Genomic DNA, 25,805 nt, shown 5'->3' with positions numbered 1-25,805 from the left:
ATGGCCGTCGATACCGCAGTGATCGGAACCGAGTTCGAGCCCGTCGACATCACCGTCGACGCAGCGCGGTTGCGATTCTTCGCCAAGGCCATCGGTGAGACGAACCCCGTCTATACCGACGTCGAGGCAGCCAAGGCGGCCGGGCACAAGGGTCTGCCTGTCCCGCCGACTTTCCTGTTCTCCATCGAGCTCGACAGTCCCGACCCATTCGCTTGGTTATCGGACCTCGGCGTCGATCTGCGCTTCGTCCTACACGGAGAACAAGCATTCACTTACCACTCGATCGCGTACCCGGGTGACACGTTGACTGCGAAGTCGACGATCGCCGATGTGTACTCGAAAAAGGGCGGTGCACTGGAATTCATCGTGAAAGACACCGCCGTCACCCGCGCTGATGGATCCGCCGTGGCGGACCTGAAATCTGTACTCGTCGTTCGGAACCCAGGAGTGGGCAAATGACACCTACCGAACACATCGAGGTCGCCGCCGTGCTCCCCACGTTGGAGATCGGCAAGATCACCAGAACGACGTTGGCACTGTTCGGCGGTGCCTCGGGCGATCACAACCCCATGCACATCGACATCGACGTTGCGAAGTCGGCAGGACTCGAGGACGTCTTCGCGCACGGCATGCTTTCGATGGCATACCTGGGTCGTTTGTTGACCAATTGGATTCCGCAGCAGGACATTCGCTCGTACCAGGTGAGGTTTGCTTCCATCACGCCCGTGTTGGCCAAGCCCACTGCCACCGGCAAAGTTGTCTCGATCGATCAGGTCGACGGTGAGCGCCGTGCCACCGTCGAACTCGCCGTCACCCTCGCCGACGGCACCGTCGCACTGACCGGCGACGCAGTCGTCGCGATCAATTGAAAGAGACTGCACACCATGGGAACTCTAGACAACAAGGTCGCGATCGTCTCTGGATCCGGCCGTGGGATCGGTCGGGAGATCGCACTCAAACTCGCCCGAGAGGGCGCGAAGGTGGTCGTCAACGACCTCGATGCGGAACCGGCCGATGAGACCGTTGCTGCGATCGAGACCGCCGGCGGTCTCGCCGTCGCGTGCGCCGGAAGTGTCACCGAAGACGGTTTTGCCGAGCGTTTCGTACAGACCGCCGTCGATTCTTTCGGCGGACTCGACATCATCGTCAACAATGCGGGCTACACCTGGGATTCGGTGATCCAGAAGATGACCGACGAGCAGTGGGATGCGATTCTCGACGTGCACCTCAAGGCTCCTTTTCGTATTCTGCGCGCCGCACAGCCCGTCATCGCGGCCGCAGTCAAGAAGGCCAAAGCTGCGGGTGAACCCATCCCATGTCGCAAGGTCGTCAACATCTCTTCTCTCGCTGGAACCGGCGGCAACCCAGGCCAGGCCAACTACTCTTCGGCAAAGGCCGGTGTCACTGGGCTGACCAAGACGTTGGCGAAGGAATGGGGCCGCTACAACGTCACCGTGAACACTGTTGCATTCGGCTTCATCAAGACCCGCCTCACCGAAGCGTCGGCAGATGGCCAAGCCACGATCGATGTTCAAGGCAAAGAGATCAAGGTCGGGGTCAATCCCGACCTGATGACCGCGATGGAACAGATGATCCCACTCGGTCGCGCCGGCGCACCGAGTGAAGCTGCAGGGGCGGTCTACTTGTTCTGCACCCCCGAATCCGATTACGTCAGCGCGCAGACCTTGGTCTGCGGCGGCGGCTTCAACTTCTAGGAGTCGAGAACATGGGCACAGCACAATACCGATCATCGTGGATCGACGACGACATAGTCGCCTTGAAAGACATGGCCACGAAGTTTTTCGAAGCCGAACTCCTACCGAACCAGGAGCGGTTCGCAGATCAGAAGTCTGTCGACCGAGACGTGTGGAACAAAGCCGGCAATCTCGGTCTGCTGTGTGCATCGATTCCGGAGCAATACGGCGGAGGTGGAGGCACCTACGCACACGATTTTGCTATTTTCGACGCGCAGTACCGTCTGGGCGACACCAGCTTCGGCAACATGGTCCACAGTGGCATCGTCGCGCATTACATACTCGCTTACGGGAGCGAGGAACAGAAGCAACGATGGCTGCCCAAGATGGCATCAGGCGAGCTCGTCGGTGCCATCGCGATGAGCGAGCCGGGCGCAGGATCCGATCTGAAAATGTTGCGTACCAATGCAGTTCACGATGGTGACGAATACGTGATCAACGGTGCGAAAACGTTCATCTCCAACGGAAAACACGCAGATCTCGTCATCGTCGCAGCCAAGACGGATCTCTCTGCCGGCGCCAAGGGCGTCTCGCTGATCGTGGTGGAGACAGCTGACGTCGACGGTTACCGAGTGGGCCGCGTACTCGACAAGATCGGCATGAAGGGACAGGACACGGCCGAACTTTTCTTCGAGGACGTCAGGGTCCCGGCCGAGAATCTGCTCGGCGACGAGGGCGCAGGTTTCGGCTATCTGATGAAGCAACTCCCACACGAACGACTGGTCATCGGAGTGTGTGCCGCAGCCGCCACCGAGGCTGCCGTCGCGATCACGGTGCAGTACACCAAGGATCGTTCGGCGTTCGGTGGACCACTGTTCGATATGCAGAACACGCGCTTCCAGTTGGCGGACTGCGCAACTCTTGCCAGAGTGTCGAGAGTGTTCGTCGACAACTGCATCGAACGCCATCTACGTGGTGAACTCGACAGCACCACAGCGTCGATGGCTAAGGCGTACACGACCGATGTTCAAGGCCGAGTCGTAGACAAATGTCTTCAATTGTTCGGTGGCTACGGGTACATGGCCGAGTACCAGATCGCTCGGATGTACGCGGATGCTCGGGTTCAACGTATTTATGGCGGCTCGAACGAAGTAATGAAAGATCTGATCGCCCGTTCACTGTGACCGCACAACGCGAAACTGGAAGTGAGAGTCCCGTGGGCCCTTTGAACGGCGCCGATATCCTCGCCCTGCGGCTGTATCAGGCCGGCGAGGCCGTGATGTGGCCGGTACGTTCGCGGGCTGGTGTCTCGACGAGGAGACGCTAGCGGCGTTGGCTTCTTCGAAAGCCGTGTCCTGAACTGAGTCAGGCACTCGTGGGTGGACTGATGTCCATGATCCGGTCACCGATGATGGATAGTTCCGCCACGAGGTGAGGCCTCTCGGATACTTCAGGGCTGTTCACCAGGATATTGACCGTGGTGATCGCAGCGAGAGCAATCGCACGCAATTCTTCGCCGTCCACGTCTGGATGCATGGTCCCGAGAAGGTGAACCCACTCGTCGACGTACTCGCGTTGACGGGAACGCAGTCGGTGGCGGAGGGGGTCGGCCAGACTCGCGGTCTCGTTGACCACGATGGTGATCAGGGCAGGGTGGTTCGTCATGACGTCGATGTACGAGAGTAGGGCGAGATGCAGGGCGTCGGATGCCGAATGCGCCTGCGTAAGAGCGCTGTTGAGGCCAGCGTCCAGTAGGTCCGCACCGCGATTCAGTGCCGCGAGCAGTATCTCGTCCTTTTTGGCGAAATGGTTGTAGATACTCGGGCCGGTCATCCCGGCTGCTTGCCCGATGTCATCCATCGTGACGGCGTGGAAACCGTGTTCGGCGAACAGTCCGGCCGCTTCGACGAGTAGGAGTTCTCGCCGAGACCTTCGCGTGTGCTGCGGGGAGAGGCCGGCCCCGCTGGGCAGCGACCCGGCGGATTCATCGGACTCCAAACGCGTGTCGGCGATCCTGCTCACTATGCCGTGCAACGCAGCGGTAAACCGATCGTCCGGGACCTGTGCACGGTGATAAGAGGGACTGAGAAGAACTGTCAGTACGGCGTGCGCGAGAAGCTGGCAGCTGTCGGGATCGAGGGTTTCCCGGTGGGCAGCGATCACAGTGCTGACCCTCAGGTGGCAGTAGCGCAGTCGGCGTCTCAACTCCATGCGTTCGACTCGTGGGAGGTTGCGGGCTTCGCGCTGCCATAAAATACCGATTCCGCGACGAGACACGGCCAACGCGACAAGCCGTGTCATCGTGGCTGCAAAGTCGAGGCTGTCGTCGCTGAGTGTCTCGACGAACCGGTCGGATCCTTCGAAGGTCAGCTCGATGAGCATGGCCTCCTTGTTTCGGAAGTGGCGGTACAGCGCTCCCGGGGTGATGCCGACTGCAGCGGCGATTGCGGCGATGCTCGCGTTGTTGTAGCCGACGTTGCCGAATTGATCCGCAGCGACGCCGAGTATCTGCGCCTTGCGGTCACGAGGGCGACGGGTACCCACGCTTGCGGCACCGGCCCGGGTTGTGCTCATTTCCCACCTATTCCGTTCGTGACGCGTTGATTCTAGGTTCGGTTGCCATGGTCACTGAAGCGGATCACCGAAGGGTAGGTGATCCTCTCGGGTCTCGATCCGAAGATATGCTCGATTTTATATCGAGGATGCCAGCCGAAGCTTGCCATTGAAACTAATTATAATTTACTTATACTCCAAAGATCCATTGCATGACCGGTTTTTCAACGCTATGGTCGTGATTGCAAATTCACGTGTGATCTACGTTACTGGGAGATGTACATGCCGACAATTGGGAGTGCCCTCACGACAAGTGCACAGCGGTGCCCGGACCGGACCGCTCTGGTCTACGGCGACACCAGGCGCACCTACAGAGAGCTCGACGCCGAGGTGAATCGGGCTGCGCACGCACTCGCGAAAGTTGGGTTGACCAAGGGTGACCGATTCGCCTTGATGGCAGGCAATTCCGATCGGTTCGTGATCGCGTTCTACGCCGCCGTGAAGCTCGGTGCTGTCGTAGTGCCGATCAATCCCAGATCGGCTCCACCCGAGCTGCGGTATCTGCTCGAGGACTCCGGTGCCACGGTTCTTGCCTTCGACTCGACGGTCGCCGCTGTGGTGCACGAGATGACGGAAGCATCGCCCAACGATGACGCACAGGTCCTGCTCCTGGCGCTCGGTGTGGTCGAGGGCTATCCGAGTCTCGCCGAGTTGGCAGAGCAGGAAACCACTGAGCACCCTGACATGCAGGTTCTGGAGACCGACGATTCGCTGATCCTCTATACCTCGGGCACCACGGGTAAGCCGAAGGGTGCGCTTTTCGATCATCATCGGACCATTTGGGTCGGTGTGAGCATCACGAGCTTGTTCGGGATCACGGACGGGGATCGATTGCTCCACGTCGCGCCGCTCTACCATGCCGCGGAGCTGACGATGATGTTGATTCCAGGGACGATGGTGGGGGCTACTCACGTCATCCTTCCTGCGTTCGATCCCGCCGCGGTACTGGAGGTGTTCGAGTCCGAAAAGATCACCGGATTCTTCGGCGTCCCGACGATGTACCAGCTTCTGCTTCGGCAACCTGATCTTGGCAAACGCGACTTGTCCTCTTGGCGCACAGGTATCTTCGGTGCGGCACCGATGCCCGCAGCTGCAGTCGAACGCCTGCTGGAAGCCCTACCTCAGGTCGAGCTGTATCAAGCATGCGGACAGACCGAGGGTGGTCCGGGCGGGATTTACAGTCGACCGGCAGAAGTGAGGGCCAAGCCTTCGGCGAGTGGACGGTCGAGTTTACTGGCTACCGTTGTGCGCGTAGTGGATCCAGAAGGCAAGGACGTTCCTGCAGGCTCCACCGGTGAGCTGATCATGCAGGGCGAAACGGTCATGAAGGGTTACTGGAACAAGCCTGCGGAGACCGCAGATGCAATTCGAGACGGGTGGCTGCACACCGGGGACCTCGCCAATGTCGACAGCGACGGCTACATCACCCTGGTCGACCGCATGAAGGACATGATCATCACGGGTGGTCGCAATGTTTACTCCGTCGAGGTCGAGAGTGCACTCGCAGGACTCGCCGGCGTAGCCGACTGCGCGGTGGTGGGCCGGAAGAACGAAGAGTACGGCGAAACTATCGTCGCAATCGTCACCCCCTTGCCTGGCTGCGAAATTACCCTGGAGGACCTTCGGGAGGGGGCAAGCAAGCTGATCTCGAATTACAAGCTTCCACGCGAACTGGTGATCGCCGAGATCCCACGTAATCCATCGGGGAAGATCCTCAAGCACAAACTGCGTGACCGATTGACCGAGACCTTCACGAGTGATCCGGTATCGGCACCGTCGACGTGATCGAGCACCGCACCGCGCCCCGACGTTTCGGGCTTGCTGCCGCACTGTGCGCCATGGTGTTGCTTCCTGTTGCACCTGCGCACGCGGTCCCACTGCCCGAACAATTCGCGGGCCGCACGGAGATTTTCCTCCCCTCCAACGATTCCGACGACGGGGGAGTCCAAGCAAGTTACGTCAGTTTCGAAGATCCCCTGCCTGCGGCTGCGGGGCAGCGGCCCTCGCAGTGTGATCGATTGGGTTACACACGTTTCCGTTCGACAAATGGACCAGACAATTCGGAAGATTCGGCGTCGGTGTTCGTCACGATGCCTGGATATCTCGAGGGTGCAGGCTCAGCCGAGCCTTTGGCGCGCAATACTGTACGCGCAGCAGGAGAGCGTGAACAGTACGTCGAAGTGTGGGTCTTGGATCGGCGAGCTAATTGTCTGGAAGATCATCGCGGACTCGTTGCTGCCGCAGACCGACAGGATCCGAATCTTGCGTTCGGCTACTACGGTCGTGGCCAGGAAATCGACGGAGTCCGGCACTCCCCGGCGGCTTCGGTCGACACTGCATTCCTCGGCACTATCGGACTGCAGCAGACTCTCGAAGACCAATTCACGGTCATGCAACAGTTGTCTCCGAACTACCGCAAAACCCGGACGATGTGTGGGGGGCATTCACTCGGCGGTTTGACGACAGGCGCATTCGCCAACTGGGACTTCGACGGCACACCCGGATACGACCAGTGCGCCGGATACTTCGTTCTGGATTCCCGCATGGATGTTGCCGATTCGACCTTCGCCGCTCTGTCCGGATTGGTCGGCAGTGCGCTACCCGGGAACTTGGCCGCAACAGTACAACCGTTGAACAACGCCTTGCCCTACATTCCGTTGTCCGAAGCCACCTTCACGATGCTGTCATCGATGTTGTCGGCAGCGAGTATCGACCCTGGAGCCGCAAGCACCATCCTGCCCAATATCCAACAGGATCTTGTCGCTCAGCTCGGAGCTCGTGCGGTGTCAGCTCCGAACTATCTCGACTTCCTTCTCGGACAGCCTGATCTGCGGACTCGACCCTATTCGAACTCTGCAGCCGTTGGCCTGGTTCTGGACGACAATTCGATGCCGATCGGGTTCGGGCGGGTGAGCATCGGCAGCTTCGATTCTCCGACTGCACCCAAGCAGTTTCCCCTTCCCTATGGGAGCGGTGCTGCATTCGCAGGCATCCTCGGCGGTAACAAGTCGGTGTCGCCTGCAGCCGGCAACAGTGCAGTCGGCTGGACGACCTACGACCAGGTCCCACGTGCAGGCATCGAAACCGTCGACGGTGATGTGTTCACCACGAGGGAGAGTGAGGTCACCGATATCTCCCAATTTTCCAGAACGTGGTCCAATGCTGTCGTAGACGGTCTGGAATGGTACTTCCCGACCCGCTTGTTGACCGAAACCCTCGCCTCCAATACTGGTGATCGCACTGGCGATTTGGTAAATCTGCGATACGACGTGACGCCCCAGGCGAAGGTGATCTACGTCGATGCAGGTGAAACTGGCTTCGCTGCCGGCTTGGATTCCCTCGGCACCACGTCGGTGGGAGCCGGTACCAGAGTGGACGCACCCGGTTACAACCACTTGGACCTGGTGACGGCGGCGTGGAATCAAAACAACGGCCGACCTGAGGTAGTAAGCCACTCGTTGATCGACTTCCTGAACGAGCGGGTGATCTCAGCAGATTGAAACCGACGGCAGCGGATAGCCGTGGCTGCATCTCACCGCGCAGCATCTTCGGCTCCTCATTTGGTGAAAAGCGATCTTCACAGATCAGATGGCAACGAAAGCGGGGGCAGTCCCAACACCGCCGAAGTTGAATTGGACAGGTGGCGGGGGCAATCTGTTCAGTCATGACAGACCTTGCATTCCGTCCGGCCAGAGGCGTGTTGGTGACAGGCGCTTCGCGGGGCATCGGACGCGCCGTCGCGCAGGCGTTCGCCGAGCGTGGCGATCGCGTCGCCGTGCATTATCGGACAGGCAGGGAAGAGGCCGAGGAGACACTCCGGCAGCTTCCCGGCGAGGGGCATGCGCTCGTGCAGGGCGACCTGGCGGATCCTCAGGCTGCGCTGTCACTCGTCTCGGAGGCGATCGCGGGTGTCGGCGGAGCACTGGACGTTTTGGTGTGCAACGCGGCTGTGGCGCCGTCGGAGCGCAACCGTCACTCGGTGGCGGAGACGTCGTACGACGAGTGGGTATCGAGTTGGAGAACCATGGTCGACGTCAACCTACTGGGTGCAGCCAACGTGACCTGGGCTGTGGCCAACCACCTGATAGAGCGACAAGCGCCGGGAGCGATCGTGAATGTGGGCTCGCGAGGTGCGTTTCGGGGTGAGCCCGAGCACCCGGCGTACGGCGCTGGTAAGGCGGCCTTGCATGCGTTCGGGCAGTCGATGGCGTTGGCGTTGGCTCCGCATCGAATCAGCGTGACCTCGGTGGCGCCCGGCTTCATCGCCACCGAGCGACAGCACACCAAGCTGGAAGGCCCGACGGGAGATGCGATCCGTGACCAGAGCCCGTTCGGCCGCGTCGGAACCCCCGAGGACGTCGCAGCCGGTGTCGTCTACCTTGCCTCACCCGAAGCCATGTGGTCCTCGGGCACGGTCCTCGACATCAACGGTGCGTCGTACCTGCGGTCATGAGAGGTGTGCGCACTGTGCTCTGCCGTAGAAGAAGTGGGGTCGTACTAGTCGTCGCGAAGAGGACTGTCGTGGCGAACAATGCCTCCACACAGGCGATGAGGATGGCAGCAGAGGACATGGGCATCGACATGGTCGACGGCGCGGCAGACCCGTCGCTGTGATGACCTGCGTGCCCACCGGGCATGCTCATATTTTGATGAATCGCGATCATACCGATACTCATCGTTGCGACGAGCGCCCAATCTCGAGTTCGCGGCCGAGACCATAAATGTTTGGCGCAGTAGAGACATCCGACTGCCATGACGGCAATGATGCCGGTCTGTGCCGGTCCGTGACCGGCGAGGCCGAACAGATGCACGACGGCCGATAGTACCGCCAACATCGAACCCACTCGCCCCGCCCAGGAGACGAGGCGAGTGGGTATCGGTGACGTCATGCTCACTCGTCCGAGCAGCAATGCTTCGCCGTGGACGCTGGCACGTTCAGGGCGGGGTTGCGACCGAAGAACCCGACCGGCTTGAGCTTGAATCCGGCGTAGTCGACGGGCATGACGGGCCAGTCCTCCGGGCGGGGGAAGTGTGTGAGCCCGAACGTGTGCCACAGGACAAGATCCTGTGCCTCCACGTTGCGGTCACCTGCGACGAACGTAGGAAGCCCACTGTCGCCGGGGTGCTGATTGACGAAATCGCCTGCGGGGTAGCGCTCTTTCTTGTCGTAGGGCGTGACCCACAAGTGCTTGGTCGCGAAAGCGGCACGTCCAGCGATCGAACTCGACGGGTCGGCCAGAAGCACCGGCTGACCTTCGGGATGTAGCGCGTAACCGACGTCTTGGCCGAGGCGGTTCTTCTTTTCCGGGTTGGTGATGTGCCATACCCGGGCTTTGGAATTATCAGCCAGTCGCTGTCCGTTGGACTCACTGGTGATCGTGGTCTTCTGTGGGCGGAAGGCGTTGCCCCACGGGTTGTCCGGTCCCATCGGTATCGGGACGGCGTCGACCTCGGTGACAGTGTTCGTCTGTCCGTCGACCTCCATGTCGAGTCGGGCGGAGAACAGGTGTTGGTGGAACGGAGCGCCGAGTCCAGGTGCCATCTCGGTAGAGAATCCTTCTGCACCGCGATAGGCGGAGGTGAAGACGATGCCGGTGGCCTTGGCTTCGAATTCGATGGTGCCGTCGAGGTACAGGTACCAATAGAAGCCGTAGTCGTAGTTGCCGATTGTGAGGAAGAACGAGATGACAAGCCGGCGCGAACGTCGTGTCTCGGTCATGCCATTGAACATATCCGTGTGCTTCCAGAGGATTCCGTAGTCCTCCTCGTGAAGGCAGATGGCATTTTTCATCAGCTTCGGGTGGCCCATCTCGTCCGCGACAGTAACATCGAAGTACTTGATTTCACCGAGACAGTCGCAACCGAGTTCGAGGGCGTTGGTGTACCGACCGAACAGGTACTCGCCCTGATCGAAGTAGTTCTGCCAGTACCGCACTGGCGACGGGTCTGCATAGGGCACCACCATTTCAGCGATGGATGCTCGATAGATGACCGGCCGTTCGGTTCCGTCGTCGTTGAAGGACAGCTGGTGCAATGTCAGGCCTTCACGCACGTCGAATCCGAACTTGAACTTCCAATCGGCCCAGCAGATCTCATTGCCATCGACGGTAAAACTTGCACCGTCGGGCTGAGTGATCTCGATCGGTTTCAGGTCGGTCCGGGTGGGAGAGGCATGTGGCGCGGCGTTCCACTCTCCTCGCTCGGCGGGGACGGGAAGTTCCATCTCGTCGACGACGTTGACGACCTTGCGTTCGGTCAGATCCACGTAGGCCACTACACCGTCGATGGGATGTGCCCAGGGCAGATCCGCTTCGTCTTCCTGGAAGAAAGCCAGAACCCGAACGATGCGATGACCGACCTCGTCCTCGTGTCCGAATACGCCCGCCGACAGCGGTACTGCTCGAACCTTGGCCGGGTCGATACTGCGCTTACTCATCGCAGCCAGCCAATCTCGACTGTCGAGCATGAAAGCTTCGATGTCCTCGAACTCGGCATCGAGGATGGGCACATGGCCGTCGTTTCCTGCATCGAGGGAGGTCTGTTCGATGATCTCACGGCTTGTGACCGAGACGATGTAGTCGGTTCCGACGCCGGTGGCTCGATCGAGCAGCAGTACTCGTAGGCGCCGTTCGATCGCCGAGTCGGCGGTGAATGCGTGCACGACAGCTTTGTCGGGCTCTTCGAGTGCCATGTACACAAACCGTGTGGACGCACCAACTGCTCCGCCATCGACGAGAACCGTACGGGCTATGTCGATCTCGTCGGCTGTCAGGGTACTGAGCGGGTGTGTCACCGTCGCGCTGTCCAAGGTGGTGTCAAGGAGTGTCATTTTGCGGTCTCTTTCTCTTCGGTGGTGTCGAGTACTGCTGCTTGCGGACGGATTACGGCAACGGCGATGCCGCCGAGAAACACTCCGACCAACAGCACTCCTATGAGTGCCGCGAGTGTGCGGGAGCCGCCCACGAGAAGAGGGAGGTTTGCGATGGTCAAGACGAGGAGCACTGTCAAGCCGATCAGTCCCAAAGCGGGAGCGAAAATCGTGTTCCACAGTCGCCGGTCGACCCTCGTTCGCCGGAAGTACACCAGGACGGCGACTGAGGTGATGGTCATCAGTGCCACGATTCCCACCGATGAGACACCGACGAACCAGGCAAAGACTTCGGTGACCGGATCGAGTCCGGCCAGGGCGGATGCCACAACCAGAACGAGCGCAGAGACGGTCTGCACGATGGAGGCGATGTACGGCGAAGAGTGTTTGACGTGTGCCTTACCGCATCGAGCGGGCAGAGCCGAACTGTTGGCGAGCGAGAAGATGTAACGGGAGAGAACGTTGTGGAAAGCGAGAAGAGCAGCGAACAAGCTGGAGATCAACAGGATCTGAACGAGATCGCCGGCGACAGCTCCGACGTACCGAGTCGCAGTCTCGGTGATCATGCCTTCCGGATTCTCGCTTGCGATGGCCACGGCCCCTTCATCTCCCCACGCGCTGACCAGCGCCCAACTGGAGATGGCGTAGAAGACGCCGATGACGATCAGTGCGGTGTAGGTGGCGCGCGGAATGGTACGAGCAGGATCTCGCGCTTCGTCACGAAAGATCGCAGTAGCTTCGAAACCGATGTATCCGGCAATGGCAAAAATCAGCGCAATTCCGGGGGCGCCGGAAAAGAATTCACTTGGATTCAGCGCCGCTGTGGAGAAACCCGTGTCTCCACCGCCCCGGAGGATGACGGCTGCGTCGATGACGAGCACGATTCCCACTTCGCAGACCAGGAGTACTCCCAGCACTTTGCCGGACAGATCGATATGCCGGTACCCCAATGTTGCAACGACCGCCATTATGGCGACTGCGTAGACATACCAGGGGATTTCCGGTCCGCCGTGCGCGGTGACGAAATCGTTGACCGCGGCACCGATGTACCCATACACAGCACCCTGAACTGCGGTGTAGGACAACAGCGCCAGAAATGCGGATCCCAGTCCGGCATGACGGCCGATTCCCTTGGTTATGTAGGTATAGAAGGCGCCCGCACCGGGGACGTGCTTGGACATAGAGGTGAACCCGACCGCGAACAGTAGAAGAATCGCTGTGCAGACCACGTAGGTCGCGGGGTATGCGGCACCGTTTCCGACTGCGATACCGAGAGGCACGGTGCCTGCAATGACTGTCAAAGGTGCTGCAGCTGCGACGACCATGAACACGATCGCGCCTGGGCCAAGTTTGCCGGACAGTTTTCGGGCATCGCCCTGACGCTCGGTAATCAACGGGATAGAAGGCTTGATTGTCATATTTTCTTACATCTTTCGGATGAAGTGACGATCGAGAGCACGAATGGATAGCAACTTGTCGACACGGTTGCCGCCGCATCACAGTCGGTCGAGAAACAAACTGGAGGGGTGGGTGACGGATTGTCATCCGCGGTTTCTCGACGGCAACACGTCATCCCCCCACCTGGTCAACTCACAGTGCGATATTGACGGACTTGCCCTGGGTGTACTCACCGATGGCACCCTCGCCGAGTTCCCTGCCCCACCCCGACTGCTTGTATCCCCCGAAGGGAAGCGCGGTGTCGAAAGCGTTGTGGCAGTTGATCCACACGGTGCCGGCCTTGATTTCCGCGGCAACTTCGTGAGCCTTCGATACGTCTCGGGTCCACACGCTCGCGGCAAGCCCGTAAGGGCTGTCGTTTGCCGCTGCGCGTACACCCTCGCTGCGGGAGAACGGAACTGCGACTGCGACCGGGCCGAATATCTCTTCCTGGTACACACTGAAGTTGTTCTCGACGTCGACCAGCAAGGTGGGTTCGACATAGAAGCCTTGGCTACCGTGTCTGCTGCCGCCGGTGAGGGCCCTGGCGCCGTCGGCGATACCGGCGTCGATGTACCCGGTTACCTTGTCGAGTTGTTCCGCCGAGATCAATGGACCTATGTCGTTGGTGGGGTCGAGTCCGGGGCCGATCTTCTGCGACCGGGCGAAATCTGCTATGCCGGCAGTGAATTCTTCGAAGATGCTGTCTTCGACGAGTAAACGCGTTCCGGCGGTGCAGGCTTGGCCATGATTGAACAAGAAGCCACTGGCAACGCCTGGTATGGCTGCAGTCATGTCGGCGTCGGCGAAGACGACCTGCGGACTCTTGCCGCCGAGTTCGAGAGAGACCTTCTTCAGGTTCCCCGACGCCGCTTGCACGATTTTCTTTCCGACCTCGGTCGAACCGGTAAAGGCGACCTTGTCCACATCCTCGTGGGAGGACAGCGCCGCACCGGCATCCCCGAAACCGGTCACGACGTTGAAGACTCCATCAGGAAGTCCCACCTCCGCGATGACCTCGGCCAGTAGCAACGCAGTCAGAGGGGTCTGTTCGGCGGGTTTCAGGATGACTGTATTTCCGCACGTCAATGCGGGTGCCACTTTGAATGCCGCCATGACGAGCGGAAAGTTCCACGGCACAATCTGGGCACACACGCCGACCGGCTCACGAAGGGTGTAGGCGTGGAATCGCCCACCCGGTACCCAAGGAACCGACACCGGAATCGTGCGTCCCTCGATCTTGGTGGCCCAGCCTGCATAGTAGAAGAAAATTTCCGCTGCCCAGGTGACGTCGACGGCCTGTGCGACGGCGACCGACTTGCCGTTGTCGATGGACTCCAGTTGCGCGAACTGCTCGGCCCGCGCGAGAATGCCTTCACCGATTTTCCAGAGCAGTCGTTGTCGTTGAGCAGGCGTTACTCGACGCCACTCGTCATTGTCGAATGCCCGACGCGCTGCCGCTACTGCACGGTCCACGTCCTGAGCTTCACCGTGCGGGACAGTGGTGATGGCCTCACCGGTTGCGGGGTCCATCGTCTCGAAAGCCTTGCCCGACGCGGCGTCGACCCAGCGGCCGTCGATGAACATCTGCTTCGGTGTCGAGATGAAGGCTCGCACTTCCGAGCTCAGGGTGATCGAAGAGCTTGCGACTGCAGTCATGGCGTCCTCTCGGATTGATGTGAATTGAATTACAGGGCAACCATTTTCGGTGCAATTACCGCACGCACTCGGTGTGCTCTGGTTCAGACACTAGGACGTCCATGTGGTTCACGTCACGCAAAAAATCGAATGGGTATCTCGCCGCCGTGGAATTCTCATTCGGGTTTCGTCGACTTTCTCATTTGAACTTCGAAGATTCGCCGAGGTGGACCGCGGTTACCTTGCCGTCGATCCCGATTTCGAACGTTTCGGGTGCAGGAAATTCCCATTTGGAGAGTTCGGGAGTTTCATTGCATTCGGTGCATACTTATTTCCTGGTTGAGCTAGCGTGCATCGATGTTCGGCTGGAACGAGCAAATCGGGAACGAGGTGAACCGTGGTCGACCGACCGCCCATCCGAACGAGCTCACCGGTAGCTGGTCTGCGCCGCGGACGGCTTACTTTCGTTCAAGTCCTTGCCCAGTCCGTGTCTGCTGTCGCGCCATCTGCGGTGATGGTCACGTTGCCTGCGCTGGTAATACCGAACGCCGGCGCGGCAACCATCGCGGTGTTCGCGGCTGCCGCAATGTTGATGACATTCGTCGGCTACAGCGTCGGGCAGTTCGCAAAGCGAATGGTCGCCGTCAGTGGTCTCTACAGCTACGCAGCCAAAGGGTTGGGTGCAGTGCCGGGGTTCGGGGCCGGCTGGTCCCTGATCATCGGTTACGCCGCAGCAGCAATGGCGAGTGTGGTCGGCGCCGCGAGCTACCTGTCGGCACTGCTGAACCGGGTCGGTGTGCCGACGGGCACAATCACTATCTCCATGCTGGCGGCCGTGGTCGGGGTGGTGGCGCTTGCGCTGATGATTCTCGGTGTGAGCATTTCATCTCGGGTGACGCTGGCAGTCGAGGTGTTTGCGATTCTCGCTGCCACGGCGGTACTCGCTGTGGCATTTCTACATACTGTCGGCGAGAGGACTACTGGCGTCGATCTGCCCACCGAGCATTCGTCGAACATCGGGTTCGCGCTTCTCCTGGCAATCACATCGTTCGTCGGCTTCGAGAGTGCAGGCACCGTCGCCCGTGAAGCGCGTAATCCATTGACCGCGGTGCCGAGAGCCATCAGGTGGACTCCGATCGCGCTCGGAGTTCTTTACATCGGAGCGGCGGCCGCACAAATGCCGGCACCCATCGAACAAAGCACAGACTTGGCAATTGTTCTGTCCCTCCCGGACAGCACCGGTGGTGCTTCCGTTGCGCTGTCGGTACTGATGGAGCTGGGGATCACTGCTTCGTGGTTTGCCTGCGTGCTCGGCTCGACGACCGCGTTGTCGCGGACCTTGTTCGCAATGGGACGCGAGGGCGTCATGCCAAAGATTCTCGGTCGCACCCACCCACGTTTCCACACTCCACATGCGGCGCTTCTCCTGTCGATCCCGGTCATAGTGGTGGTGCCGATCGTGTATCAATTGGTGGCTTCGTCGAGCCGTGAGGTCTTGATAGGACTATTGACGGTGTCTGCACACGGGTACGTCATCGCCTACATCTCCGTGTGTGTCGCTGCCCCTCTGTTTCTGCGCCGAATCGGGGAGCTGACTCGCACACCCCTGGTGATCGGCATCGCGGCAGCAACGATGCTCACCGCACTCATCACGTGGGCGGCGTTGTCCCGCACCTACATCGCAGGGGCCGGAACGGCGGTGTACATCCTGCTGCTCGCGGTCGGGTATGGGGTCTTCTTCGTGCGTGCTCGACGCGGCAGTGAGGCACGCGCCCGCGTCGGCGTGTACGACGAAACAACCGCAGACGATATCTTGACGAGTTACCGGCCGTGGGAGGTTCGGAGGTGAGCGGTAACGACAGCTCGTTCTCGGGCCGCCAACCCAAGGCTGTGCAGAGTGCGCTACGCGTGCTCGAGGCGGTAGCCCGCGCAGGTGCCGGGGTGACGGCCAAGGACGTCGCAGCGGTACTGGATATGCCCTCGGCGACTACGTACCGACTACTCAACATCCTGGCAGGGGAGGGGTACCTGGTCAGGCTTCCCGATTTATCGGGCTTTGCGCTGGGTCACAAGATCTCGGTGCTGATCGATGCCGCAGTAACCCCAACAGTCTGCACAGCTGCGCGCGAAGTTCTTGCTGACTTCCGTATGACCGTCAGATTCGGTGTACACCTGGCTTACTTCACGAACTCGGCACTTCGTATCGCAGACAATGACCCGGAGTACCCGATGCCGCACGACGAGTCGTTCTTGAATCGGAACCTGCACGCGGTTGCGCTGGGGAAGCTACTGCTTGCGGAGAAGAGTGATCCCATTGCTGCACTGCCGCCGACAGGGCCGACCGCATTGACACGTTCGACGATAGTAACTCGAAGCGAACTCGAGACACATTTACGGAATGTGCGAGTCGATGGTTTTGCCGTTCAGACCGGCGAAATCGACGACGATACCGCGTGCCTGGCAGTGCCGATCAGGTCGCAGTCCGGTTCTCTGGTTGCCGGCCTCGCACTGTCCGGTAGCGCGTCGAATGCGGTTGCGTTGCGACGGTGCTTACCCTCCTTGCGCGAGCACGCCCAGCAACTTTCTCCACTTTTGGCTTGACCGCGAGGAGAAACCGGTATCGGTAGGTTCACCGATACCGGTTTGTTCGGGACTTTCCTATCGTTTCTTTACAACGGCTTACTGCCGCTCGGAGTCAGTAGGAGAAAACATGTCCGGTCATGAATTATCCCGACAATCGTTCTTACCGATACAGCTACAACGCCGTCGCTCGTAGGACCCATCTGTCGGGGAGTATGGAGGTGCGCAGAGGTGGCGTTGTCGCTCTCGAACTTGATCCACTGCGTCGCGTAACCCGTGCACGCGAGATCAACCGCAGCTACTAAGACGTCCTGACCGGCGGGCGCACTGTGCACCCGCCGGTGTACCAGGCAACTCAGTCGAAGGTGCGATGTGGGACGCCTGCCATCAGCCCGCCGTCGACGATGAACTCGGATCCGGTGGAGTAGGAGGACTCTTCACTGGCCAGGAAGACGACCATCGAGGACACTTCGGAGGCATTGCCGCCACGACCGAGTGGGATCTGTAGGAAGTCTTCGGGGATGCCTTCGGTCATCGGGCTGTGAACGAAGCCGGGGTGAATGGAGTTGACCCGTACCTTCTTCGGCGCCAGCTCGAGCGCCACGGATTTCGTCAGGCCGCGCACTGCGAACTTCGTGGCGGTGTAACCGTGCAGTCCAGGACTACCGCGGAACCCTTCGACGGAGGAGATGTTGATGATCGAGCCGCCACCTGCGTCGATCATCGATTGGGCGCAGGCTCGGATACCGAGAAACGTTCCGGTGAGGTTGATGTCGAGAATGCGCTGCCACTCGGTGGTTTCGTAGGCGGTGATCAGGTTGCCGCCTACTATGCCGGCGTTGTTGACCAGAACTGTGACCGGTCCGAACTTCTCGGTGGTCGCTGCGACGGCCTCGGCCCAGCTGTCTTCCGAGGTGACGTCGAGATGCATGTAGTGTGCGGCGTCGCCCAATTCGCTTGCTGCCGAAGCGCCTTCCTCGTCGAGGATGTCGCCCAGGACAACTTTTGCGCCCTCGGCGATCATCGCGGCAGCGTGGGCCAGGCCCATTCCGCGTGCTGCGCCGCTTACCAATGCGACGCGTCCGGCCAAGCGATTCATCGAGTTCCTTCTTGTACGAGGACACAGCGCGTGCCGCTGTAGATGGTGGGCATACAGCGATTGCAATGTATGCAGAGAGAGGAAGTGACTTCCTCTTTCTGCATCCTGTTGATCAAATCCGGTTCACGCAGAAGTGCGCGCGCCATCGCCACGAACTCGAATCCTTCGGTCATGGCGAGGTCCATCGTTTCCCGCGTGGATATACCGCCGAGAAGGATGAGCGGGAGGTCCACTGCACTGCGGAACTGGCGTGCCTGTTCGAGCAGATAAGCCTCTTTGTAGGGGTAAGTGCGCAAGAACTTGCTGCCCACCATGCGGATACCGGCTCGCTGCGGTTGTGGGAACGACGCCGCGAAGTCGCGTAACGGTACATCTCCGCGAAAGAGGTACATCGGGTTCTTCAGCGAACTACCTGCGGTCAACTCGAGCGCATCGAGCGAGCCGTCGCTTTCCAGCCACTGGGCAACCTGGAGGCTCTCGTCGAGCCAGAAGCCGCCCGGGACTCCGTCGTCCATGTTCAACTTCGCGGTGACGGCGATCTCGGTTCCTACTTCGGCGCGCACGGCCGAGGCTACGGCCCGTGCGACGCGCGCCCGGTTTTCGAGGCTCCCGCCGAACTGGTCGGACCTGTGGTTCAGCGCTGGGCTGAGAAATGAGCTGACGAGATAGTTGTGCCCGAAATGCAGTTCGACAGCATCGAATCCGGACTGCACGGCGATTCTGGCTGCGCGGGCATGATCGGCGACGATGCGATCGAGGTCGGATGCGCTCGCTGTCCTCGTCAGCCGCATGCTCAGAGGGCTGATCTGCCACGAAGAGGCCAATGCCGTCGCACGGTTGGATTGCGAGTTCGCAACCGGTCCCGCGTGCCCGATCTGAGCGGAGATGGCGGCGCCCTCGGCGTGGACGGCTTCGGTCAGACGGGTGAGTCCTGCAACAGCTTCCGGGCGCATCCAAATCTGATGGCGGTCGGTTCTGCCCTCGGGCGAGGATGCGCAGTAGGCGACGGTGGTCATGGCGGCACCGCCGGCAGCGACGGCTCGGTGGAAATCGATCAGCTCATCGGTCACCAGAGCTTCCGGGGTGCGTCCTTCGAAGGTCGCGGCTTTGATGACACGGTTACGTAGCGTGAGGGGGCCGAGGTCGGCAGTTTCGAATATTTTCATGGCATTACCTTGTCGAGGAAGGGGTTTCGGAAGATTCTTCGTGGGTCGAACTCGTCGAATGCTGCGGAGGCGGACTCCCACTCGGGGTACCGGGAGGGGAGTGTTCGGGTCAGAAACTCGGTGTCGGCGTGTGACTGGTCGTTGGTGAACGCCCAGCCCTTCGAGTATTCGGGCCGCATAGTGCCGAGTGAACCGCAATAGTGTCCATGCATCCACAGCTCCATTTCGCGGAAGAATGCATGCATGCCTGGCGTGCCGGGGAAAGAGACCACGTTCAGCCAGATTGCCGTGTCCCATTCCGGATGGCCGGGAACCGGGGACAACGCTGAAAGAGACGGCGGGCCCGAGCTTTCCACGGACACATCCGCATCTTTGTCGAGTCCACACAAGCGCACCTCGAAAGGGCCGTTGACCGGGTACTGACCCAGTGAGCTGTAATGCGTGAGCCGCTCGTCGATCCAGTTGGTCATGTCGTGGATGATCGTGGCGACATCGGACCTGAGTGCGAGCACCACGCCTCCGCCCGCGGTCACTCGCAGTGTGGTCGCGCGCAGGTACAAGCGGACGTTCTTCGATGTGCCCCAGATGTCGGCGGTACCGGTGAGTGCCATGCCCGCCTTGACTGCGTCGAGCTGCGACGCGCCGAATGCAGGTGTGCCGGCCGCGAGCTGTGTCGCCACTACACCCAGCCCGTCGGTGAGCGGCTCGGGGATCATATCGGAGAACGCGTAGTTGTACGGTCCGGTCACTTCCCGTGATTGTTCCGGCCGGTTCGGTTCGTCGCTCCATATTTTGAGCCACGGCTCCTGGGTGAACGGGAACCAGATGGCTTCGACGCTTCCGAACTCGGCGAGATACTTCTCGAAAGTCCGACCCGGGGAACCCGCCGGGGCGAACAGTTCCTGCCAGCCGACGTCGAAGGTGCTGAGACATCGGAGGCGTTTGTCGGCGCCTGCCTGGAGCGTCACCGAGGTGATGAAGGTGCGGCCCAGGTGAGTGAGCAGTGGGCGAATGGCCGGGTCGGAACGGATGAAGGCCCGCGCGACGTATTCTCCTACGGAATCGTCCCAGACCACAGCCGTCAGGGCGGTGACAAGATTGCTGACGGTACCGAAGCTGGTTCCGGGGACTGCACTTTCTCCGTCGGCTGGAGGGGTGGCGCCGTGCGCGTCGATAGCGAGAGCGCCGCCGATGGTGATGTCGCCGATGGCCGGGATACTCGACCAACCCAGTCCGTGGCCTTCGAGTGCGGTCAATATGGACAGCAGGCTCGCGCCACCCTGAGCGGTCACCGTGGCAGGGGACCCCGTCGGATCCACGCTCACGCCGATCAGGTGCGTGGTCGTGTCGAGGAGAACTACCTTGTCGACGGGGTATCCGGGGACCACCGTCAACGGACTCCAGCCGTGCATGGAGCCGCGTGCTCGTAGCGTGTAGCCGTGCTTCGCGGCCCAGTTGGCCAGCGTCACCACCTCGCCTTCACCCCGCGGTGCGCATGTCCAGACGTGGTCGAAGACGATCTCTTTGGACCAGTTCACGTAGCTCTGCTGATAGAGGTCGATTCCCCCGGGGAACTCGGGCGGCACCGTGAGCGAGGCCTCGCCGACCGGTGCAGCAGCGGCGAGCGACCATTGGGACCCCGCGACTGCGGCTGCTACCGCGGTGGCGGCCGCAGCGCCGAAGAAGCGGCGCCGCGACAGCGACCCGTGTACGTTTTGTTCGACCATGCAGTTACCCCTATTGCAGTATTACGGTGCCAGCGGCACCACAATAGACGATAGACGATTGACGATGAGTGTGACGAAATTTCATGAATCCGGACAGCAGTAGCGGCAAAGGTCGGGCTGGCCGCCCCCGAGACAGCAGCGTCGACGACCGAGTGTTGTCGGCTACCCGCGAGCTACTGATGGAGCTCGGTTGGGAAGAATTGAGCATGCGTGGCGTCGCGGCCCGTGCCGGCGTCGGTCGCGGCACCATCGATCGAAGATGGTCGTCCAAAGCTGAGCTGGTGTTGCACTCGATCCTCGGAGCAACCCCCGACCTCGAACCGTTCGACGGTACGGACCCGAACGGTTGGGTGCGATGGGTGGCAACAGGCAGCCGCGAGCTGTTCGCCAAACCAGAAGTGCGCGCAGCAGTTCCGGGTCTGATCAGTACCTTCACTCGTAACGAGGATCTTCGTCGTCAGCTCTGGCAGAGCTTCAGCGGGCCTCCCGCCGAACTGTTCTCCGCAGGTTCGTCGCGGGATGCAGCGGACGACGCCATGCTCGACGCTAGAGCGCTGATCGCGATGGCGGCGGGAGCCTCACTGTTTCTCAGTATCATTGCGACAGAGGATGATACGGATCCTGTTCATCTTCGGATCGAAGAGCTTTTACTTCGCGCGATCGATCAGAAACCACGGTAGCGCGCCGAATAGCGGGCCGCGTCGTCGTCGATAGTGCGTTGCTTGTATGCGGTCAACAGCGCGGGATCGAGCCCATGGGTGACCAGGCGATGGCGCTGATAGATCGGTTTGAGAGCGATCATGAAATAGACGAACGGGAGCAACAGGATCAGCATCATGCCGGCGCGGACGAACAGTGGGCCCGGCACGAGCAGACACACGGCCAGCAGCGGGACCAGCGGGACGATGCATCGGGTTGCGTAGTGCCGCGTGGAACCCGGTCCGGTGATGTCGTGGATGACCCAGGCGCTGAACTTCTCGGGTAGTGGTCGGCCTGCGAGATAGGCGGCGATCTGCCGGACGCTCGGTCGAGGTGCGGTGGTCATCGAATCGGGTTCCAATCGGAGTCGGTCAGCGCGCTCGGGTAGCCGCTCAGACGCGCTTTGAGCCAGTTCAGCTCTTGGCGTAGAGCATCGGGGAGTTTATCGCCGCCTATCGTCGCGTACCACTGGTCGATGAGTGTTAGTTCCGCGAGTAGTTCGTCGGTGTCGGGTGTCATCGCAGTGTCGACATCGGCGCGATCGATGTCGAGTCCGGTGAGATCGAGTGAGCCGGAGGTGGGAACGTAGCCCAGGGGAGAAGGGTCCGCGTCGACCAGTCCGTCGATTCGGCGCAACGCCCAGTCGATGACCCGGAGGTTCTCACCGAAGCCCGGCCATAAGAAGGTTCCGTCATCACCGCGACGAAACCAGTTCACGTAGAAGATCTTCGGTAGCGCCCCTGGCGAACCAGCGAGGGACCCGATATCGAGCCAATGCTGGAAGTAGTCACCGACGTGGTAGCCGATGAAGGGGAGCATCGCCATGGGATCGCGACGGACCACCCCGACGCTTCCCGCCGAGGCGGCCGTCGTTTCCGAAGACAGTATCGAGGCCAGAAACACCCCGTGTTGCCAGTCGAATGCCTCGGTGATCAACGGGATCGTCGACGCACGACGGCCACCGAAGAAGATGGCAGAGATAGGGACTCCATGCGGGTCGTTCCACTCCGCTGCAGCAGTAGGGCACTGATCGATGGGCGCGCAGTAACGCGAATTCGGGTGCGCGGCGGCGGTATCGGAGTTCGGGGTCCAGTCGTTGCCACGCCAATCGATCAGATGCTCCGGCGCCTGCTCGGTCATTCCCTCCCACCACACACCACCGTCGTCGGTCAGAGCGACGTTGGTGAAGATCGAGTTGCCACCGGCGATGGTGCGCATGGCATTCGGGTTCGTCGCCATTCCGGTTCCGGGCGCCACGCCGAAAAATCCTGCTTCGGGGTTGGTGGCGTAGAGCTGCCCGTCCTCGCCGAATCGCAACCAGGCGATGTCGTCGCCGATGGTTTCTGCAGTCCATCCGTCGAGAGTCGGTTCGAGCATGGCGAGGTTGGTCTTGCCGCACGAGGAAGGGAATGCTGCGGCGATGTAGCGCACCTCGTTTGCGGGGGAGGTGAGTTTCAAGATGAGCATGTGTTCAGCCAGCCACCCTTCGTCACGCGCCATGGCTGAGGCGATCCGCAGGGCAAATGACTTCTTTCCCAGTAGTGCATTACCTCCGTAGCCGGATCCGTAGCTCCAGATCGTTCGGGTCTGAGGGAAGTGGCTGATGTACTTCGTGTTGTCACACGGCCACGGGACGTCGGGTTGACCCGGTGCCAGTGGAGCACCGACCGAATGAAGTCCTTTGACGAATGGTGCTTCGGTGCCCATACGTTCCCATACAGGTGCTCCGGTGCGGGTCATCACGCGCATCGATACTGCGACATATTCGGAATCGGTGATTTCGACACCGTATTTCGGCTCATCGGAGTCGATGGAACCCATGCAATACCCGACTACGTACATCGTTCGGCCGGCCATTGCGCCACGGAACTCCTCGGTCAACACCGTTGTCATGTCGACGGGATCCATCCAATTGTTCGTCGGTCCGGCGTCCGATTCGTTTTCCGTACAGATGAAGGTGCGATCTTCGACGCGTGCAACATCTCGGGGATCGGAGATGGCGCGGAAGGAGTTCGCAGGCACGCTCAGTGCGAAAAACGTGCCTCGATCTACGAGGATTGTTGTCAGTCGGTCCCATTCATCCGCGGTGCCGTCGCACCAGACGATCTGGTTTGGTGTGGTGAGTTCGACGACCTCGCTCACCCATATCAGCAGCTCTGCATGGGAGGTCGGTGCGAAGCCGAGATCGAGATCGACAGTGTTCGATGTGGTCATGGGTGTCCCTCCGAGGTGGCATAGAGTTCCAGTGATTCGGTGTGTTCACCGGCTGTACTGAAGACGTTCGACGAGATCCAGTGCCCGGCCGGCGTAGCGGGCGACTGTCGTGGTCAAGAGTGGTTGGTCGAGGTCGGGCAGGAGTTTGCCGCGGGGCGAAAGCACGGCGAGTGCCCGAGCGCAGGCCACCAGGACCGACGCGTCGACGCGGGTAGGTGCTCGCCGAGAGAGGGCGTCGAACAGGCCAGGCAACGCAAGTGAGGCGGCCGGCACAGGATCCGAGTCGATGGTGATCGTGCGTTCCATCTCGTCACCGATACGGTTTTCCGCGTCGGACAGGTCGACCAGAACATCGTTGTGTGAGATCAGGCGCCTCAGCGAAAAGTCCTGCGCGTCATGGTTACTCCAACTGGTGACGCTTCCGACTCCACATTCGATGAGCGCTGGACCCAGTAGTGGTGCGCGTTCGGGGCAGGCGATGATCACTCGCCCACGGCTGGGGGAAATACCGCGTTGGCCCAGCGTGGAGACGACCGACGCTGCCATCGCAGCGGTAGCGAGGTCGATCTCGGTGACGACAGTCGGGCCGCCCCGCACGTCGACGCGACGAGCGATCGCTTCGGAGTGTGCTGCGTTCGATCCGACCACCAGGGCGATACCGACGTTCGCGTCGACCGCGCACAGGCGATCGACGATGTCGGTCTCGGTGCAGTCGGCCAGCGGAAGTCGTGTCACACGCAGTGACGTGAGGTTCTCGATGATGGCGGCGTACTCCTCCATCGCAACCCAGCCGCGAATCGAACCGTCGGTTTGCCGTGCTCGCTGGGAGGATTCGTGTACTCCGACCACGGTCATGGCGCCAGGAGCGCCCGAAGCGGAGTGTTCCGCATGCCGGTATCGAGTCCTCATCGCGGACCTCCACTGATTGTTGAGTTTTGCATTATTGCACTACGTAGATTGACGGTATTCTTACTTGCGCAATAACGCAAGTAGGCGCAAGCTTGTGGTCGATCGAAAGCGACTGCCCGAATGCGTCTACCGAGGGTGAACCGAGAGGGAGTCGATGCTGGGGTCTGTCCGGGCTGTGCGCAGAATATGGGCATGCTGCACCTGCGTATCCTCTCGCCTTCGATGCTGACTCAGGACGTGCTCGCATGTCTTGTCGACAGTCCCGCTGTCAGCGGTATCGCGGTGACACGCGAGGCTTCCGTCGAACCTGTCGGCGACCTAGTCGTCGCCGATATAGCGCGGGAGGGAGCGAACGAGATCATCGACTTCCTACGCGATCTCGGAGTGCATCAGGATGGCAGCATTCATATCGAGCCGGTTCGTAGTTGGCTCTCGCGCTCGGGATTCGAAGCAGAAAAGCGAACACCGGGCAGTAGCGCAGACTCGGTGGTGTGGGCGGATGTGGCGCAGCGGTCGTACGACGACACAGAACTGAATTGGACTTACCTGAGTTTCATGGGCATGGCCACGCTGCTCGCATCGATCGCGATCATCATCGATTCGCAGATCCTGATAATCGGTGCAATGGTTCTCGGCCCGGAGTTCGGGGCTATCGCAGCTCTCGGTGTCGCGCTGGTGCGAAAACGACCTACGCTGCTGGTCCGTGCGAGCAGGACCCTCGTGATTGGATTCGTTCTCTCGATCGCTACGACCACTCTCTTCGTACTTGTGGCGCGCGCGGTGGGCTGGGTGGTCATCGATGACGTCACAGGACCTCGACCGAGCACCGCTTTCATCTACTCACCGGACAAATGGTCGTTCATCGTGGCAGTCATCGCGGCAGCAGCAGGGGTTCTGTCCATCACCTCGGCGAAGACGGGTGGGTTGTCCGGGGTGTTCATCTCGGTGACCACGGTGCCTGCCGCCGGAAACGTCGCGCTCGGAATAGCGTTCGGGGTTGGTACGGAAATTTGGGGCAGCACTCTTCAGTTGCTGCTCAATATCACCGGTATGGCGTTGGCAGGCTGGGCCACTCTGGCAATTCAGCAGAGCGTCTGGGCACGACTTTCTGCTCGTCGCGCTGCCGCCATAGACCGCTTCCGGAGTCGCTGAGCTCGCCAC

The 25,805-nt window shown here is 60.7% G+C and carries 22 protein-coding genes; 11 read left to right on the top strand and 11 right to left on the bottom strand.

Features of this window, described 5'->3' with window-relative positions; genetic code table 11:
• Genes E5720_RS06900 through E5720_RS06885 form a run of 4 tightly spaced genes read left to right on the top strand, consistent with a single transcriptional unit; the run spans position 1 to position 2,878 of the window.
• Positions 1–459 (top strand): MaoC family dehydratase N-terminal domain-containing protein, encoded by a 459-nt coding sequence (locus E5720_RS06900; protein WP_136170035.1) that lies wholly within the window; start codon positions 1–3, stop codon positions 457–459.
• The gene (locus tag E5720_RS06895; RefSeq protein WP_136170034.1) at positions 456–869 is read left to right on the top strand and encodes a MaoC/PaaZ C-terminal domain-containing protein; all 414 of its coding nucleotides are present in this window, start codon (positions 456–458) and stop codon (positions 867–869) included. Before E5720_RS06900 ends, E5720_RS06895 begins: the two co-directional genes overlap by 4 nt.
• 15 nt (positions 870–884) lie before the next feature.
• On the top strand, positions 885–1,715 hold the full coding sequence (locus E5720_RS06890; RefSeq protein WP_136170033.1) for an SDR family oxidoreductase: 831 nt from the start codon (positions 885–887) through the stop codon (positions 1,713–1,715).
• Between the two features lie 11 nt (positions 1,716–1,726).
• Positions 1,727–2,878, top strand: a complete 1,152-nt coding sequence (locus E5720_RS06885) for an acyl-CoA dehydrogenase family protein (RefSeq protein ID WP_136170032.1) — start codon at positions 1,727–1,729, stop codon at positions 2,876–2,878.
• A 181-nt stretch (positions 2,879–3,059) separates the two neighbouring features.
• On the opposite strand, the gene E5720_RS06880 is transcribed toward E5720_RS06885, so the two are convergent.
• Positions 3,060–4,268, bottom strand: coding sequence for a TetR/AcrR family transcriptional regulator (locus tag E5720_RS06880; protein ID WP_136170031.1), 1,209 nt, complete (start codon positions 4,266–4,268; stop codon positions 3,060–3,062).
• Positions 4,269–4,529: 261 nt separating this feature from the next.
• On the opposite strand from E5720_RS06880, the gene E5720_RS06875 reads away from it, so the two are divergent.
• The 3 genes from E5720_RS06875 to E5720_RS06865 all read left to right on the top strand — a co-directional run bounded on the left by E5720_RS06875 (position 4,530) and on the right by E5720_RS06865 (position 8,760).
• A complete protein-coding gene (locus tag E5720_RS06875; protein WP_136170030.1) occupies positions 4,530–6,092 on the top strand; it encodes a long-chain-fatty-acid--CoA ligase in 1,563 nt (520 codons plus the stop codon).
• The gene (locus E5720_RS06870; RefSeq protein ID WP_136170029.1) at positions 6,089–7,807 is read left to right on the top strand and encodes a hypothetical protein; all 1,719 of its coding nucleotides are present in this window, start codon (positions 6,089–6,091) and stop codon (positions 7,805–7,807) included. Before E5720_RS06875 ends, E5720_RS06870 begins: the two co-directional genes overlap by 4 nt.
• A gap of 164 nt (positions 7,808–7,971) precedes the next feature.
• Entirely contained in the window at positions 7,972–8,760 is a 789-nt protein-coding gene (locus E5720_RS06865) for an SDR family oxidoreductase (protein ID WP_136170028.1), read from the top strand.
• Here E5720_RS06865 and E5720_RS06860 read toward each other — a convergent pair.
• The 4 genes from E5720_RS06860 to E5720_RS06845 form a co-directional block, all read right to left on the bottom strand.
• Positions 8,732–9,196: a hypothetical protein gene (locus E5720_RS06860; protein WP_136170027.1), complete on the bottom strand. Its 465-nt coding sequence runs from the start codon at positions 9,194–9,196 to the stop codon at positions 8,732–8,734. The two genes, E5720_RS06865 and E5720_RS06860, sit on opposite strands and share 29 nt — an antisense overlap.
• A 2-nt stretch (positions 9,197–9,198) precedes the next feature.
• The gene (locus tag E5720_RS06855) at positions 9,199–11,136 is read right to left on the bottom strand and encodes a primary-amine oxidase (protein WP_136170026.1); all 1,938 of its coding nucleotides are present in this window, start codon (positions 11,134–11,136) and stop codon (positions 9,199–9,201) included.
• Positions 11,133–12,593 (bottom strand): APC family permease, encoded by a 1,461-nt coding sequence (locus E5720_RS06850; protein ID WP_136170025.1) that lies wholly within the window; start codon positions 12,591–12,593, stop codon positions 11,133–11,135. Before E5720_RS06850 ends, E5720_RS06855 begins: the two co-directional genes overlap by 4 nt.
• Before the next feature lie 172 nt (positions 12,594–12,765).
• Positions 12,766–14,271, bottom strand: coding sequence for an aldehyde dehydrogenase family protein (locus E5720_RS06845; RefSeq protein WP_136170024.1), 1,506 nt, complete (start codon positions 14,269–14,271; stop codon positions 12,766–12,768).
• A gap of 376 nt (positions 14,272–14,647) precedes the next feature.
• Here E5720_RS06845 and E5720_RS06840 point away from each other — a divergent pair, with 376 nt between their 5' ends.
• Together E5720_RS06840 and E5720_RS06835 are read left to right on the top strand one after the other, a co-directional pair.
• Positions 14,648–16,099, top strand: a complete 1,452-nt coding sequence (locus E5720_RS06840) for an APC family permease (RefSeq protein ID WP_247596200.1) — start codon at positions 14,648–14,650, stop codon at positions 16,097–16,099.
• Positions 16,096–16,851 (top strand): IclR family transcriptional regulator C-terminal domain-containing protein, encoded by a 756-nt coding sequence (locus tag E5720_RS06835; RefSeq protein WP_136170023.1) that lies wholly within the window; start codon positions 16,096–16,098, stop codon positions 16,849–16,851. The genes E5720_RS06840 and E5720_RS06835 overlap by 4 nt, the downstream gene beginning before the upstream one ends.
• Positions 16,852–17,185: 334 nt before the next feature.
• Here E5720_RS06835 and E5720_RS06830 read toward each other — a convergent pair whose 3' ends face one another.
• The 3 genes from E5720_RS06830 to E5720_RS06820 are packed head-to-tail and all read right to left on the bottom strand — an operon-like array spanning position 17,186 to position 20,822.
• Positions 17,186–17,929: a glucose 1-dehydrogenase gene (locus E5720_RS06830; RefSeq protein ID WP_136170022.1), complete on the bottom strand. Its 744-nt coding sequence runs from the start codon at positions 17,927–17,929 to the stop codon at positions 17,186–17,188.
• Positions 17,926–19,095, bottom strand: coding sequence for an NADH:flavin oxidoreductase (locus E5720_RS06825; RefSeq protein WP_136170021.1), 1,170 nt, complete (start codon positions 19,093–19,095; stop codon positions 17,926–17,928). Before E5720_RS06825 ends, E5720_RS06830 begins: the two co-directional genes overlap by 4 nt.
• The gene (locus E5720_RS06820; RefSeq protein ID WP_136170020.1) at positions 19,092–20,822 is read right to left on the bottom strand and encodes a cholesterol oxidase substrate-binding domain-containing protein; all 1,731 of its coding nucleotides are present in this window, start codon (positions 20,820–20,822) and stop codon (positions 19,092–19,094) included. Before E5720_RS06820 ends, E5720_RS06825 begins: the two co-directional genes overlap by 4 nt.
• Before the next feature lie 83 nt (positions 20,823–20,905).
• On the opposite strand from E5720_RS06820, the gene E5720_RS06815 reads away from it, so the two are divergent.
• The gene (locus tag E5720_RS06815) at positions 20,906–21,502 is read left to right on the top strand and encodes a helix-turn-helix domain-containing protein (RefSeq protein ID WP_136170019.1); all 597 of its coding nucleotides are present in this window, start codon (positions 20,906–20,908) and stop codon (positions 21,500–21,502) included.
• On the opposite strand, the gene E5720_RS06810 is transcribed toward E5720_RS06815, so the two are convergent.
• The 3 genes from E5720_RS06810 to E5720_RS06800 are packed head-to-tail and all read right to left on the bottom strand — an operon-like array spanning position 21,487 to position 24,644.
• Positions 21,487–21,867 (bottom strand): DUF5313 family protein, encoded by a 381-nt coding sequence (locus E5720_RS06810; RefSeq protein ID WP_136170018.1) that lies wholly within the window; start codon positions 21,865–21,867, stop codon positions 21,487–21,489. The two genes, E5720_RS06815 and E5720_RS06810, sit on opposite strands and share 16 nt — an antisense overlap.
• Complete coding sequence (locus E5720_RS06805) at positions 21,864–23,735, bottom strand: phosphoenolpyruvate carboxykinase (GTP) (protein ID WP_136170017.1); 1,872 nt, start codon at positions 23,733–23,735, stop codon at positions 21,864–21,866. Before E5720_RS06805 ends, E5720_RS06810 begins: the two co-directional genes overlap by 4 nt.
• Before the next feature lie 45 nt (positions 23,736–23,780).
• The gene (locus E5720_RS06800; protein WP_136170016.1) at positions 23,781–24,644 is read right to left on the bottom strand and encodes a hypothetical protein; all 864 of its coding nucleotides are present in this window, start codon (positions 24,642–24,644) and stop codon (positions 23,781–23,783) included.
• Positions 24,645–24,836: 192 nt separating this feature from the next.
• Here E5720_RS06800 and E5720_RS06795 point away from each other — a divergent pair, with 192 nt between their 5' ends.
• Positions 24,837–25,796, top strand: a complete 960-nt coding sequence (locus E5720_RS06795; RefSeq protein WP_136170015.1) for a DUF389 domain-containing protein — start codon at positions 24,837–24,839, stop codon at positions 25,794–25,796.
• The last annotated feature ends 9 nt before the right edge of the window (positions 25,797–25,805 follow it).

Origin of the sequence: Rhodococcus sp. PAMC28707, assembly GCF_004795915.1 — a bacterium.
Lineage (GTDB): Bacteria > Actinomycetota > Actinomycetes > Mycobacteriales > Mycobacteriaceae > Rhodococcoides.
The sequence above is the reverse complement of the archived record's forward strand: the minus strand, read 5'-3'. Positions and strand labels throughout refer to the sequence as shown.

Excerpts from the sequence above, each read along its gene's own strand:
- E5720_RS06855 (WP_136170026.1), bottom strand. The coding sequence starts at position 11,136 with ATGACACTCCTTGACACCACCTTGGACAGCGCGACGGTGACACACCCG.
- E5720_RS06895 (WP_136170034.1), top strand. The coding sequence starts at position 456 with ATGACACCTACCGAACACATCGAGGTCGCCGCCGTGCTCCCCACGTTG.
- E5720_RS06795 (WP_136170015.1), top strand. The coding sequence starts at position 24,837 with ATGCTGCACCTGCGTATCCTCTCGCCTTCGATGCTGACTCAGGACGTG.
- E5720_RS06850 (WP_136170025.1), bottom strand. The coding sequence starts at position 12,593 with ATGACAATCAAGCCTTCTATCCCGTTGATTACCGAGCGTCAGGGCGAT.
- E5720_RS06805 (WP_136170017.1), bottom strand. The coding sequence starts at position 23,735 with ATGACCACATCGAACACTGTCGATCTCGATCTCGGCTTCGCACCGACC.
- E5720_RS06800 (WP_136170016.1), bottom strand. The coding sequence starts at position 24,644 with ATGAGGACTCGATACCGGCATGCGGAACACTCCGCTTCGGGCGCTCCT.
- E5720_RS06845 (WP_136170024.1), bottom strand. The coding sequence starts at position 14,271 with ATGACTGCAGTCGCAAGCTCTTCGATCACCCTGAGCTCGGAAGTGCGA.
- E5720_RS06880 (WP_136170031.1), bottom strand. The coding sequence starts at position 4,268 with ATGAGCACAACCCGGGCCGGTGCCGCAAGCGTGGGTACCCGTCGCCCT.
- E5720_RS06820 (WP_136170020.1), bottom strand. The coding sequence starts at position 20,822 with ATGGTCGAACAAAACGTACACGGGTCGCTGTCGCGGCGCCGCTTCTTC.
- E5720_RS06860 (WP_136170027.1), bottom strand. The coding sequence starts at position 9,196 with ATGACGTCACCGATACCCACTCGCCTCGTCTCCTGGGCGGGGCGAGTG.
- E5720_RS06815 (WP_136170019.1), top strand. The coding sequence starts at position 20,906 with ATGAATCCGGACAGCAGTAGCGGCAAAGGTCGGGCTGGCCGCCCCCGA.
- E5720_RS06890 (WP_136170033.1), top strand. The coding sequence starts at position 885 with ATGGGAACTCTAGACAACAAGGTCGCGATCGTCTCTGGATCCGGCCGT.
- E5720_RS06830 (WP_136170022.1), bottom strand. The coding sequence starts at position 17,929 with ATGAATCGCTTGGCCGGACGCGTCGCATTGGTAAGCGGCGCAGCACGC.
- E5720_RS06865 (WP_136170028.1), top strand. The coding sequence starts at position 7,972 with ATGACAGACCTTGCATTCCGTCCGGCCAGAGGCGTGTTGGTGACAGGC.
- E5720_RS06885 (WP_136170032.1), top strand. The coding sequence starts at position 1,727 with ATGGGCACAGCACAATACCGATCATCGTGGATCGACGACGACATAGTC.
- E5720_RS06825 (WP_136170021.1), bottom strand. The coding sequence starts at position 19,095 with ATGAAAATATTCGAAACTGCCGACCTCGGCCCCCTCACGCTACGTAAC.
- E5720_RS06900 (WP_136170035.1), top strand. The coding sequence starts at position 1 with ATGGCCGTCGATACCGCAGTGATCGGAACCGAGTTCGAGCCCGTCGAC.
- E5720_RS06810 (WP_136170018.1), bottom strand. The coding sequence starts at position 21,867 with ATGACCACCGCACCTCGACCGAGCGTCCGGCAGATCGCCGCCTATCTC.
- E5720_RS06875 (WP_136170030.1), top strand. The coding sequence starts at position 4,530 with ATGCCGACAATTGGGAGTGCCCTCACGACAAGTGCACAGCGGTGCCCG.